This window comes from Kistimonas asteriae (assembly GCF_018263925.1).
Classification (GTDB): domain Bacteria; phylum Pseudomonadota; class Gammaproteobacteria; order Pseudomonadales; family Endozoicomonadaceae; genus Kistimonas; species Kistimonas asteriae.
This window is the reverse complement of the sequence record NZ_JAEVHF010000019.1, coordinates 83,187-96,333: the sequence shown is the minus strand read 5'-3', so window position 1 is coordinate 96,333 and position 13,147 is coordinate 83,187. Positions and strand designations below refer to the sequence as shown.

The 13,147-nt window shown below is 49.7% G+C and carries 13 protein-coding genes; 8 read left to right on the top strand and 5 right to left on the bottom strand.

What is annotated here, in order from left to right:
• Positions 1–150: 150 nt before the first annotated feature.
• Positions 151–1,113, bottom strand: a complete 963-nt coding sequence (locus KHS78_RS18720; RefSeq protein ID WP_211830215.1) for an SDR family oxidoreductase — start codon at positions 1,111–1,113, stop codon at positions 151–153.
• A 363-nt stretch (positions 1,114–1,476) separates the two neighbouring features.
• Here KHS78_RS18720 and metX point away from each other — a divergent pair, with 363 nt between their 5' ends.
• The 6 genes from metX to KHS78_RS18690 all read left to right on the top strand — a co-directional run bounded on the left by metX (position 1,477) and on the right by KHS78_RS18690 (position 7,070).
• A complete protein-coding gene (gene metX / locus KHS78_RS18715; protein WP_211830213.1) occupies positions 1,477–2,658 on the top strand; it encodes a homoserine O-succinyltransferase MetX in 1,182 nt (393 codons plus the stop codon).
• A complete protein-coding gene (gene metW / locus KHS78_RS18710; RefSeq protein ID WP_211830211.1) occupies positions 2,658–3,263 on the top strand; it encodes a methionine biosynthesis protein MetW in 606 nt (201 codons plus the stop codon). The genes metX and metW overlap by 1 nt, the downstream gene beginning before the upstream one ends.
• Positions 3,263–3,703: a DUF4426 domain-containing protein gene (locus tag KHS78_RS18705; RefSeq protein WP_211830209.1), complete on the top strand. Its 441-nt coding sequence runs from the start codon at positions 3,263–3,265 to the stop codon at positions 3,701–3,703. Before metW ends, KHS78_RS18705 begins: the two co-directional genes overlap by 1 nt.
• Positions 3,704–3,711: 8 nt before the next feature.
• Positions 3,712–4,311 (top strand): RdgB/HAM1 family non-canonical purine NTP pyrophosphatase, encoded by a 600-nt coding sequence (rdgB, locus tag KHS78_RS18700; protein ID WP_211830207.1) that lies wholly within the window; start codon positions 3,712–3,714, stop codon positions 4,309–4,311.
• Between the two features lie 81 nt (positions 4,312–4,392).
• A complete protein-coding gene (gene hemW / locus KHS78_RS18695; RefSeq protein ID WP_211830205.1) occupies positions 4,393–5,529 on the top strand; it encodes a radical SAM family heme chaperone HemW in 1,137 nt (378 codons plus the stop codon).
• Between the two features lie 161 nt (positions 5,530–5,690).
• Positions 5,691–7,070, top strand: a complete 1,380-nt coding sequence (locus KHS78_RS18690) for a hypothetical protein (protein WP_211830203.1) — start codon at positions 5,691–5,693, stop codon at positions 7,068–7,070.
• Positions 7,071–7,088: 18 nt separating this feature from the next.
• Here the strand turns inward: KHS78_RS18690 and KHS78_RS18685 are convergent, their stop codons facing one another.
• From KHS78_RS18685 to KHS78_RS18670, 4 genes are all read right to left on the bottom strand, one after another.
• On the bottom strand, positions 7,089–7,946 hold the full coding sequence (locus KHS78_RS18685) for an endonuclease/exonuclease/phosphatase family protein (protein WP_246506674.1): 858 nt from the start codon (positions 7,944–7,946) through the stop codon (positions 7,089–7,091).
• A gap of 55 nt (positions 7,947–8,001) precedes the next feature.
• Positions 8,002–8,664 carry a thiol:disulfide interchange protein DsbA/DsbL gene (locus tag KHS78_RS18680; RefSeq protein ID WP_211830201.1) on the bottom strand — a complete coding sequence of 221 codons (663 nt, stop codon included), beginning with the start codon at positions 8,662–8,664 and terminating at the stop codon, positions 8,002–8,004.
• Between the two features lie 292 nt (positions 8,665–8,956).
• Positions 8,957–9,565: a c-type cytochrome gene (locus tag KHS78_RS18675; protein ID WP_211830199.1), complete on the bottom strand. Its 609-nt coding sequence runs from the start codon at positions 9,563–9,565 to the stop codon at positions 8,957–8,959.
• A 54-nt stretch (positions 9,566–9,619) separates the two neighbouring features.
• Positions 9,620–9,922: a c-type cytochrome gene (locus tag KHS78_RS18670; RefSeq protein ID WP_211830197.1), complete on the bottom strand. Its 303-nt coding sequence runs from the start codon at positions 9,920–9,922 to the stop codon at positions 9,620–9,622.
• Between the two features lie 242 nt (positions 9,923–10,164).
• Between KHS78_RS18670 and yihA the strand changes: the two genes are divergently transcribed.
• Both yihA and KHS78_RS18660 read left to right on the top strand, forming a co-directional pair.
• A complete protein-coding gene (gene yihA / locus KHS78_RS18665) occupies positions 10,165–10,788 on the top strand; it encodes a ribosome biogenesis GTP-binding protein YihA/YsxC (protein ID WP_246506671.1) in 624 nt (207 codons plus the stop codon).
• 322 nt (positions 10,789–11,110) lie between these two features.
• Positions 11,111–13,105 carry an MBL fold metallo-hydrolase gene (locus KHS78_RS18660; protein ID WP_211830196.1) on the top strand — a complete coding sequence of 665 codons (1,995 nt, stop codon included), beginning with the start codon at positions 11,111–11,113 and terminating at the stop codon, positions 13,103–13,105.
• Positions 13,106–13,147 lie beyond the last annotated feature (42 nt).

Genomic DNA, 13,147 nt, shown 5'->3' with positions numbered 1-13,147 from the left:
AATTCCACAAGGCTCATGCCTTTCTGAAACTGGATTTTGTTCCTGGCCATGACACGTCTCCTAACCCAAGGAAAACCAGTGTCGTAAGTTTAGACGGGAGAATGGCTTATGTTAGGTGGTAATCAGGAACGACTTTGTAGCACCACAAAATCAACCAAGCATTCTTACATCTTTTAGTATTTGTTCTCTAAGGTCATAGCGCCCATACCACTCTGATAAATACTCTCCCAGTTTTGGTATAGTACTGGCAAATATCGAGTTATTGGAAAAATAGGTAATAACATTTGCAATCCTCTGATAGAGCAATCGGTTGCGTCTATCGAGGTTAGGAATAAAAACAGGCTTAATGAGACGCTCATACATATCTGGATCAATAAACTTCGGACACACAAAATCTACATCCTTTCTATCCGCTTCAATCATAATCAGATCCTTGATATTGATTGATTTTTCGCCTGCTGTAATCCAGTGCTCTCCGCTCAGTTGATTGTCATATATATGCAAGATCGATTTTCCCACAATATCACAGGGTATGGCATCTACCGTCGCACCAGACGAACAAGGCAATATTGGTAAGGATGAACGGGTAATGTATCTCAATAAACGATGAAATCCTTGTATTCTTGGCATTACGCCATCTGAGCTTTTTCCAATAACAATAGATGGGCGCACAACCGTTACAGATTGATCCAGCTTGCTTTCTGCAATGGTTTTACTGAGCTCATAGTTATTCATGCAATCATCAGTATTTTTTCTGACAAATGCAGTACTGATATAAATGAGCGGTACCTTCAGTTTTCTTGCGAGCCCCTGCGCCTGCACCAATCCAACAACATTGGTGCTGTATAGTGCATTGTCGCTGGCATTAAAGTCGGTATTGGCTGCGCTGTGGATAATACAGTCAATAGATTTCAACTGTTTTATCACTGCGTGATTAAAGCCAAATTCAGGCAGCGTTATATCACCATCCAGCTGCAAAGTGACGCCACGCGGTAATGCAAAAAACCGCGAATTTCTTACCAGGATACAAACCTCATCAGAATCCTCTAGCAAACTAATTATTGATGAACCAATAAGCCCTGTTGCTCCAGTCAGTAAAAATCGACGATGCATAGCATTTTTCCCAAAAAGACACCTACTCACCTGATGATGAAGGTATAGCAAAGCTCGCAGAAAAATAAAACCTAATGGCAATGATAATTGTTTTTATTATTATTGGTAGCTTCTAACTCTATGTCACCAAATGGGGACCCGTGCGTATTACAACAGTGATGAGACGATAGACGCTGGGTTAAGGCTTCCCAAGGAACGCCTCTCGTTCATTATGAAGCACATATTATGGGAACAGGCATGCTTCATGCCTACACTCCAGCTCCTGTCCTTTCATTATCAGAATCCGTTCATCTTTGGCACCTAGACCCATCAAGCCGGCTCCTTTAGACTTGCTTCACCTGAAATAATTCGAACAAATTCGCCATGACAGATGTTGCCGCAGAGCAGCGAGACGCCCCCCCTGTACGGAGTCTGCTCGAGAATTCCGTGGGACTCGTCACGCCGCGCAAGCTGCACTTTGCTGATCCCCTGCACCTGCGTTGTGGCCGGATTCTGCCGCAGTTTGATCTGATGATCGAAACCTATGGCGAACTCAATGCAGAGGCATCCAATGCCATTTTGGTTTGCCACGCTCTGAGCGGCAATCATCATGCAGCCGGTTACCACTCCCCGGAAGACCGCAAACCCGGTTGGTGGGATACCGCCATCGGCCCGGGCAAACCCATTGATACCAATACATTCTTTGTCGTCTGTCTGAATAACCTGGGTGGCTGCCATGGCAGCACCGGCCCAACCAGCATCAACCCGGAAACCGGCCGCCCCTGGGGACCTACATTTCCAGTGGTAACCGTGGATGACTGGGTAGACAGTCAGGCGCGCCTGGCCGATCAGCTGGGCATTCCGCAGTGGGCGGCAGTGGTTGGCGGCAGCCTCGGTGGTATGCAGGTACTGGAGTGGACGATCCGTTATCCGGAACGGCTTCGTCATGCAGTCCTTATTGCGTCAGCACCGAAACTGTCCGCCCAGAACATTGCCTTCAATGAAGTGGCCCGCCGCGCCATCATGAGCGATGAAAACTTCCATGATGGTCATTACCAGGAACAGGGCGTTATTCCCAAGAACGGGCTGATGCTGGCGCGCATGGTCGGTCATATCACCTATTTGTCCGATGACGCCATGGGCACCAAGTTTGGCCGGGAACTCAGGCAGGACAAAATCAACTTCGACTTCGGCGCGGAGTTCCAGGTAGAAAGTTATCTGCGTTATCAGGGCGAGGCGTTCTCTGGACGGTTCGACGCCAACAGCTATCTCCTGATGACCAAGGCATTGGATTACTTCGACCCGGCAGCCCGGTTTGATCATGACCTGGTCAAGGCGCTGAAAAACACCTCAGCCCGTTTCCTTGTACTGTCCTTTTCAACGGACTGGCGGTTTGCGCCCGATCGCTCCCGGGAAATCGTGAATGCATTGCTGGCCGCTAAAAAGCCGGTTTCCTATCTGGAAGTCGATGCTCCCCAGGGGCACGATGCTTTCCTGATGGCCATTCCCCGCTACATGGACACCCTGCAGGCTTACCTGCGACGCGTCGCTGAGGAGGTCTGCTGATGCGTAAGGACTTTGAACTCATACAGCATTGGATCAAGCCCCAAAGCCGGGTACTGGATCTGGCCTGTGGCGACGGCGCATTGTTAAACCAGCTGACGACCAGCCACAACGTGCAAGGCTACGGGCTGGAAATCAATCCGGAGAATATCCAGGCCTGCATTACCAAGGGTGTGAATGTAATCGAGCAGAACCTGGATCACGGACTCAAGAACTTTGGTGATAACACCTTTGATACTGTGGTCATGACCCAGGCCCTGCAGGTGATGCGTTTTCCGCACCTTGTGCTGGAGGAAATGCTGCGGGTTGGGAAGGAATGCATCGTCACCTTTCCCAACTTCGGCCACTGGCGCTGCCGGACACATCTGACCCTTCGGGGCAAAATGCCGGTCTCCAAATTCATGCCCTACACCTGGTATGACACCCCGAACATCCACTTCTGCACCTTCCGGGATTTCGAGGATCTTTGCCGCAAGAGCAACCTGAAGATTCTCAACCGCCTGGTGGCCAACCGGGAACATGAAAGCCCGGCACTGGGCCGTGCCATGCCGAACCTGTTTGGCGAAATTGCCATCTATCACCTGTGTCGACACAACGAGGCTGCCTGATGCGACCTGTACGCTCATCCCTGCTGTTCCTGTCTCTGCTCCTGTCCCTCAACACAGCGGTTGCCAATGAACCGGCGTCTACAAAACGGTTCGGCGATTACGTAATTCATTACTCCCCATTCAACAGTACATTTGTGACACCCCAGGTCGCAAAGAGCTATGCTCTGACACGTGACAAACGTACCGGGCTGGTCAATATCGCCGTACACTACAAGGGCAAGCCGGTGAAGGCGCAGATTAAGGGCGAGGCGGCCAACCTGTTACAACAGAAAGAAGCCCTGACCTTCCGGCTGATTGATGAAGGAGAAGCCGTGTACTACCTAGCGCCTTTCCGTTTTATCAATGAAGAACTGCTGTGGTTCACCGTCACAGTAACGCCCGAGCAGGGGGGCGGCGGCCCGATGACCGTCCGCTTCTCACGAACATTCTACGAAGGCTGACAGCATCCATGTCCTCAGAGATTCGACAGATCGTCCTCGCCACCGGCAACCACGGTAAGCTGGCGGAATTCCAGCACCTGCTGGGCACCCATAACATCAAGATGCTGACCCAGAAACAGTTCGGGGTCACGGGGGTGGAAGAGACCGGGCTGACGTTTGTCGAAAACGCCATTCTCAAGGCCCGGGCGGCGGCCGCGTCCGGTCTGCCGGTTATCGCTGACGATTCCGGCCTGGAGGTGGATGCCCTGAACGGTTCACCAGGGATCTATTCCAGCCGCTATGCCGGAGAAAGTGCCTCCGATGCGGACAATATTGAAAAATTGCTTAAAGCGCTTCAGGGCTTACCGGTAGCCGAGCGGACTGCACGTTTCCAGTGCCTGCTGGTCTACCTGCGCCATGCCAATGACCCGACTCCGTTGATCTGCCAGGGTACATGGGAAGGCTATATCATCGAAGAACCCCGGGGTGATCATGGCTTCGGTTATGATCCGGTCTTCTTCGTGCCCGGCATGCACAGCACGGCAGCCGAATTGACGCCGGAGCAGAAAAACAGTCAGAGCCACCGCGCGATGGCCATGCGACAGCTGGCAGAAAAGCTCACTGCATAATCCTCTGCGCACGCTGGTCATGGTGTCCTGCGTGCCCGTCCCTTATGATTCCAGGCCCTGTTATTGCTGGCGGTAACCAATTTGCTGACCCTTCCACCTCTCAGTCTCTACGTCCATGTTCCCTGGTGCATCCAAAAGTGTCCCTACTGCGATTTCAACTCCCATACGGCCAAAGGGGAGCTGCCGGAAAGGGACTATGTAAACGCTCTGCTGCAGGATTTTGAAACCTCTCTGGATGCGATTCAGGGTAGAACCCTGCACAGTATTTTCATCGGTGGCGGCACCCCAAGCCTGCTATCCCCCAGTGCCTATGAGCGACTGTTTGCCGGGCTGCGCCAGCATATCGATTTCAGTGACGAGATTGAGATCACCCTCGAAGCGAATCCAGGAACGTTTGAGCAGGACAAATTCACCGGGTTTCGACAAACCGGCATTAACCGGCTATCTATCGGTATTCAGAGTTTTCAGGATGACAAGCTGAAAAAGCTTGGCCGTATTCATCACGGCGAGGAAGCCCAGCGTGCTGTGGAAATGGCGTTTACTGCAGGCTTTACCAATATCAATCTGGACCTGATGCATGGGCTGCCCAACCAAAGCCAGGACGATGCCCTCTTTGACCTGACAACCGCCATTGCGCTCAAGCCAACACACCTCTCGTGGTACCAGCTGACCATTGAACCCAATACCGTCTTTTACTCAAGACCGCCAGTCTTGCCGGAAGATGATGCCCTTTGGGATATTCAGGAAGCGGGTCAGGCACTGCTCGCTGAATCCGGCTACCAGCAGTATGAAATTTCCGCTTACAGCCAGCCAGGCCGTCAGTCCAGGCACAACCTGAATTACTGGCAATTTGGCGATTACATCGGTATCGGCGCCGGAGCCCATGGAAAGCTTACCCTTCTGGAAGAGGATGCAATCCTGCGGAACTGGAAAACCCGGTTTCCGGCAGATTACCTCAATCCTGCCAAGCCCTTTGAAGCCGGACATAGAACGTTGGTCGAAGAGGATCTGCCCCTTGAGTTCATGATGAATGCCCTGCGGCTCAACCAAGGCGTAGAGGCTCGTTATTTCTCTCAACGAACAGGTCTGATGCTTGAGAAGATAAGCAATACGTTGAAGCAAGCAGATGGGCTTGGTTTTATAACGTTAAGAAATAACAAAATAGCACCTACTACCCAGGGAAGCCTCTTTCTCAATGAAGTTTTAGAACTTTTCTGATTCTATTGAGACTCTCAGGTTTTCTCTTCACTAGAGTGACTCCCGGTAAAATAGTCACTACCTGACTATTTTACCGGAATATTGGAACCTAACAAAAAAAACAATGTCAATATATTCAAGGAATATCATCCAATAAACATTGCAAAAATCAGAGGCCTATTATGATCAACGCAACTTTTTTACCGGCAATCAGTACATTATTACACAATCAACAATCAGAACAAGCACCTGTAGAAACTGGAGATTCGATTAGAAAAATTGCAGAAACAAAGAACGATTATCAGCTTGGCCTTTTTGCCAGGGATAATCTGCAACAAAACCTGGAACAGCGCTATCGTGAGCTAATGGTTAGAAAGACTGAAACCATTGATGCAGGAGCCGCTAGCAAAGAATTAGTAAACGAATATAAGCAAGAAGTACAAATTTTTTGTGACACGGTATTAGCAACAAAAATGCAGCTGGAAGCATGTGGTTATCAATTAAACGATAATGATCCAATTTGCATTCTATACCAACATTGCATAACTTCCATTGAATCAAATGAAGATGATAAATACAGTTCCTTTTTAACAACTCCTCCGCAATTTGATACATTATTTACAATATTTAATACTGAAAGAACTGAGACTTCCCTGCAGCGTGGCATTTCCGAATTATCGGGCCTAGACGAAGCGACTTTCTATGATGATAAAGAATCTATATTCCACGACTTCAGATTTATTAGACAATTACTCGTAGATGCTAACAATTTGGTTCGATCTTATGAACTGGAAACACAAAAACCCTTATCAATGGATAACCCGTTAAAACGTTTAGCAAGCTTCAGTAAAGCAATGGATAGTGAGCAGTTAAGCAATTGGATTTCAGGGGATTCTCAATATGATCACCCCATTTATGCTGCAATTCATGGCAAATATTATTACGTTCACTCCGATGGAAATGGCGCAGTTTACCAATATACTCCTAACGAGGAGAACGCACTTGAGGACGATGAAGCGATCTCTCAATCACCCGATCATCGGGAACCATTAGACGGCCATCGACACCATGAAGATACCGTCATTCCCCCTCAAGGATATGTTTCTCGTGTCAGACCAAGCCACGAGCATCATATCAGGGATTTACCAAGAACAGCCTCAGACTTAACAATCGACGAACTACAAGATGATGAGGACACTGACGACTTTCTTATTCGTCCACAATATCGTGAAGATTCCAGAACTTGTCGACGCAGTGCTATACCTCCGATGGGGAGCTTATCAGATACAGCTTCAGGAATGTTTTCGTATGGATATCCGTACCCACGCAAGTTTGGCCTGCAACGTCCCCACCACGGCGGCCCAACGATTCGCGTATTAGATGACGATGAGGAACCTGAGGTCGATTTTCATCGAGACCGCCAACCTACTGATAGAAGCGTTCATTTAAGCGCAAGAAGCTGTTCTATGGAGGCCACGGATATGGATTCATTCTCCTCACAAACACATTTAAAGCACCGCATGCCAACACATTCAAGCGGATCGCCAGATGTTGTTGCCTAAGCTGGGTACGATATGAGGCTAGACCTTGAAACCTGAAGGTAACTCAATCTCCACAGAGACCGGCAGGTGATCAGAAAGCGCAAAATCAACGACCCCATAGTCCCGGACGAACAGAGATGAACTCAGAAAAATATGATCCAGGGACTTACGGGGGCGCCAGCTGGGAAAAGTGTTGTCATCCCACAGCGCAGGCCGTAAATCACTTCCTTTAAGCGGTGAATGTCCCATCAACTGTTCTGCATGGGTATTCATATCCCCCATAAGAATCACATGCTCACAGCCTTTAATCAGATCACGGATGTAGGCCAACTGATTGTTCCGGGTTCTCTGACTCAGCGCCAAGTGCATCATGACCACCAGCAGTGGATTTTCCGCTGAACCCAGCCGCGTCACTATCGCTCCACGACCAGGCAGTAGACCAGGTAGCTTATGGTCTTCAAGATCCAGTGGTTCCTGCCGTGTCAGCAGACCATTGCTATGCTGGGCAATCCGCCCGAGGTTACGGTTAAGCTGCTGATACCAGTAAGGGAAACGGGCTCGATGCGCCAGGTATTCAATCTGATTGATAAACCCGCTGCGCAGGCTACCGCCATCCGCTTCCTGAATGGCGACAATATCGTAAGGACTGATCAACCGTGCAATCTGGTCAAGGTTGGTAACACGGGCGGACGTCGGCAGGATATGCTGCCAGCTGCGGGTAAGGTAGTGACGATACTGCTGGGTATTAATACCCACCTGGATATTAAAGCTCAGCAGCTTGACGGTGTTCCGGGCCGCATCCTGAACGGTGTCATCAACGCTGGCGGCAACCACCTGCCCCTGATGAAACCCACGACCTGTCTTGTGATGGGCCAGTAGCCCGCGAATAGCATTCAACGACTTTACCTGCGTCTGTACGGCTCCCGGAACACACCAGAATCAGAAAACCGGCTTAACCGGCTGTTGCGGCTTTCTGCTGTGGCGCCTTTTCCCGGCGAACCTTATCTACCAGTGCATCGGCGACCTTGAGCATTTCCTCAAGCCCACCGGCAGACTGTGGATCCACCACGTAGCGTCCGTCGATAATCAGGGCAGGTACTCCCATCAGCTGGGCGCCCCGGACTTTAGCATACGCTTTCTGGGACTGGTTGCGTACACCGAAAGAGTCATAGGTCTTCAGGAACGTCTCCTTGTTGACCTTGAAGTGCTCGTTCAGGAAATCCGCCATGTCAGCCGGCTTGTCCAGCCGTTTGCCTTCCTTCTGGACGGCTTCAAAAATGGCGGTATTGGCGGTCTCATCCAATCCCATTTCTTCTAAAGTGTAGAAAAGCTGGGCATGGGGTTGCCAAGGACGACCAAAAATAACCGGCGTTTTCACCACATCCACATCGGCTGACAGCGTCTTTTTCCAGGCAGGTATCAGCTTTTCCAGATCGTAGCAGTGAGGGCAGCCATACCAGAAGATGGTATCGACTTCGATTTTTCCGTCCGTTTGTTCAACAGACACCGCTTCCTTCAGCACTTTGTATTGCTGGCCTGCCCGGTATTCATCAGCCTGAGCCTGAACAACCACCAGACCGATGGCCATGATCAGCCCACATAACAGCTTTCGCATACGACTCTCCACTGCTCCAAACATGATGTATTTATGTGTGATCTATATAACAAAAAGAAATATTCGGAAGTATCGGTATTGGCACCTGTTGTACCGATATTGTCAGCTCAGTCAGGCTGCCATCCCCTCCGTCCACAATAGACAAACTTTCAAAACAATAGTGCCGTATCCCATGAATAAACAGGCTTCAGGGGTTTGTGGGCAGGAAAGAGTACGTAGATTGAACGAAGGAATGGAATATCAGACACAAAAAAGGCGGCTATTAAGCCGCCTTTCTGGATCACCCGAAGGATCAGTGCAGACCATTGATATAGCTGGCCAGCGCATCGATTTCCTTGTTGCTGAGCTTCTCAGCGATGGTGCGCATGATCTTGGTATCCCCATCATTCACACGGTCACCTTCACGGAAATCACGCAGCGTCTTGCCGATGTAATCCGGGTGCTGACCGGACAACAGCGGGAACTTCGCCAAGCTGTTGCCTTTGCCAGTCGGGGAATGGCAACTGGAGCAGGCCGGAATCCCCCGATCCACATCACCGCCACGGTACAGTTTTTCACCCAGGGAGATATGCTTCGGATCCACCTGGCCCACGCTGACCGCCTGGCTGGCATAGAAGGCTGAAATATCGGCAATATCCTGGTCTGACAGGTTTTCCACCATGCCGGTCATCTCCAGCACCTTGCGTTCACCGGACTTGATATCCTGGATCTGCTTGACCAGGTACCCCTCACCCTGGCCGGCCAGTTTGGGGAAATTCGGTGCCATGCTGTTACCGGTCGGCCCGTGACAGGCCGCACAGACAGCCGTTTTTTCCTTGCCTGCCTGCGGATCCCCACTTCCCGCCTGCACAACACCCGATACCCCCAGAGACACTACAAGACTCAGAATGATTTTTTTCATAGCAAACCCAGCTTTTCGGCTAATCCAGCGCGTTACCGTTCTGTATTCAGAGATCTATTGCCCAGACATATAGCGGATTACCGCCTCATAATCCTCGGCCGTGCAGTCCATACACATGCCTTTAGGGGGCATGGCCCCCTTGCCCTGGACGACGCTGTTCACCAGCGTTTCCATCGGCAATTGCAGACGAGCCTCCCAGTCAGCTGCATTGCCCTTGCGGGGAGCCGCGGCCACACCCGTGTCGTGACAGATTTTACAGGCTTTCTGGTATACGGATTCCGGAGTCTGTCCGGCAACCGCTGCCTGGGACATCAGGCCGGCTGCGATCAGCAGAACGCTTCTGGTTAGTATTTTCATATCCGCCTCATCAGACAGCGAAATCCGGCTCGATCCTTTGTCATGCCAAGCATGAACAGGCTGTTTTTCCGTCTTTCACTGCAGTGCAATACCTTTATCGTTATTGATTGAGCTTAAGACCGGCTCGCACTATAGCGTCAGCATTATATACTATCGACCCTGCAATCAGAACATGGTAATCCGTGTCCGCGCCGATTGCAGGTAGTCAATTAACCGATTTTCACCGTAAATGAGTTCTTTTCATGTCTGAACAGATGACCGGCCTAAACTATCGTACAACACGATACGAGACCAGCGCCGCGCGGTTGGACCAGTGTCCTGCCGATACCGGCCGGGAAGTGGCGTTTGCCGGTCGTTCCAACGCCGGCAAGTCCAGTGCCCTGAATACCCTCACGGGTTCCAGCAGCCTGGCACGCACCAGTAAGACGCCGGGACGCACCCAGCTGATCAATTTTTTTCCTATTGACGAGGAACACCGCCTGGTCGACCTGCCCGGCTACGGCTACGCCAAGGTACCTGTGGCCATGAAGCAGGACTGGCAGAAACACCTCGGCGAATACCTGGAAAAACGCCAGAGCCTGGTCGGTGTGGTGTTATTGATGGATATCCGCCATCCCATGAAGGAGTTTGACCAGATCATGCTGGACTGGGCCCGGGATAGCCGAATGCCCATCCATATCCTGCTAACCAAGGCAGACAAACTGAACTTCGGCGCTGCCAAAAGCGCGCTCATTAAAATCCGTAATGATCTGAAAGAATGGGATGCTCAGCTGAGCATTCAGCTGTTTTCCTCCCTGAAACGCACCGGTGTCGAAGAACTGACCGCCCGGCTGGATTCCTGGCTGCTGGTCGATGACGCCGAATAATGACAAATAACCGGTAAAAAAAGCCCCGGCCTCCTGGAACGGAGAGCCGGAGCTAAACGTCGGAGCTCCGATAACCGACGGTATGGTGCAATACCCGCGATGGATCATCACATGGGGGGTGATGTTCACAGGTATTACATAACATTTGACCAACGACGGACGCATTGGTTCCCGATCCACAACAAATAACAGGAACAGCAAAACAGCGTTCTTATAAACAAATGAAATAGATAACGACCTGCCCAATCATTCTGAATTTTTTCCGTAATTGGCTGTCTATTAACAAAGATCTTTTTAAATCAACCACACATGGAACTCAGTAGTGCAGACATCGGCAGGGAAGATAACGCCCATTATTCCTACGTCTCCCATTGAAGACAGACCTCCAATTTCTATACAAGGGGCTTCTGCCTGCTATCAAGGCAAAAAGATAGAAGCCTACGCGGATAAGCTGGCGGTATGGGAAAAATCAGCAGATTGTTCTTCTTGCTCCTGGAGAAGAGTTCCTTACAGCGAATGGGGAGCCTCAGACTCGGTCCCTCTAAAGGAAAGGAGATATTATTCTCTCCAAACCGCTCACCCATGGATTGCCCGCTGGCGAGATCCCATCGATGCTTTGAAAATCGGCCTATCAACATTTTGGGAAAAAATAAAACGCCTTTGTGCCGGCAAAGACCTGTTTTTCTTAAACAAGGATATCAAAGAAAAAGCTCAACAGAACGTTGAAAAAGGCGTCATCCCCTGCGGCCAAAAAACTAACCGCGGCGGTTTTATTAAACGGGGACATGCCTACCTGAGTCTCGCGGTACCCGCCAAAACCGACCAAATGCTGTATTTGGATATTGATCCCGCTATAACCCAGCTAGGCCCGGGTTATAGCCCACAATTAAAGCCCATCATTCCCAAAGGGCTCGAAAATACCGACGCCGCAATGGTTACCCATGCTCATAAAGACCACTTTAAGAACACACGGCTATACAAACTATTTATACAGGTACCTGCACTCTGCCGACGCATTGCTAATCGTATTATCAGTATTATTAAACAGAAATTCCCTTCTTTTTTCGAAAAAACGGCCAGCGAGGTCGTCCCCGAGAAACCCATCAGAACCCGTCTGTGTTTTCCCGCGGGCTCTGAAAAAATCGATTCCATCTTCAAAAATGCGCTTGATTACCAATGGGAAGATGGCTCAACGACAGGATTACGCATGAATCCCTTTGTACCCTATGCGATAAACCAAAATGGTGAACAAGTGGCAACGCTAGCTGCTATTCCCACAAACCACTGGGCAGGCACAAATCCCTTAACCAATTTTCACAAAGCACCAGGGTACGGTTATCTTGTGATGACAGAAAATGAATGCATTTTGGATGCGGGTGATACGGGATATTCCGATGACATGTATGAGGCTATCAAAGAAACTGCCGCACAGAATCCGCATGAAAATGGCCCTAAATATGTCACGGCCCTCTTCAGTCCTGCAGGCCCGGATTTCAATCGAAAACATATGCAGAAAACCCACCAGGCCACCATAGATACAGCAAGATGTATTACGAAACTACAGCTTTTACCGTTCATTCAGGCAAAAGCAACAGCGACAAGTACGACGGATAAACAAACCCTGTTACGCGAATTTATGACAGAAACAGAGTGTCACTTTGTTCACTGGGGCCATTATAAACTTGGGCCAATACACTATGAAGACCCATGGATCTGTTGGCTTCAACTGATTCATGAGGTAATGGATTACGACTTAGATCTTTCGTCAGTTGGAGAAGGCGCTGTAGATCTTCAGGATAGTCTGAATAATCCAACCTATAAAGCAACATTAACAAACGTAAAGGCGCAACTTTTTGCCGATATGCTTGCGCTTAACGGGTCAGAGATTAACCTGGATGATGTTCCCTCTGAACTAGCGATGGCATCACTGACGCACGTACTCTCTTCAGAGACAGAGAAACAACAGGCATCAGGGACAAAACAGTCATGGAATGACTTTGATGTCGTCAAAATCTTACTGAAGACACTGTTAACACAAGTTGCTACCCATCATGAAACCTCTTTTGGACACCCACAGCATGGGATTGTCACCGACTGGATTCTCGATAACTTTGAGAATATCGATTTAAAACGTTTGACGCTCAATAACCTCTCAACCTGGTTCTTCACACACCCGGATGAACGAAGTGCCTCATTGCTCGACACGTTATTCTGTTATGTTGATCAGCCCAATGATGATCGTGAAGACAGGTCTTATGTCAGTATCCAATCATTTACAGATAATGTTCCGGATAGCCTCCTCCTAACTTTAGCGTAGTCATCCAGCTGGAGGCATAAAAAAAGCTCTGGACATCCGACC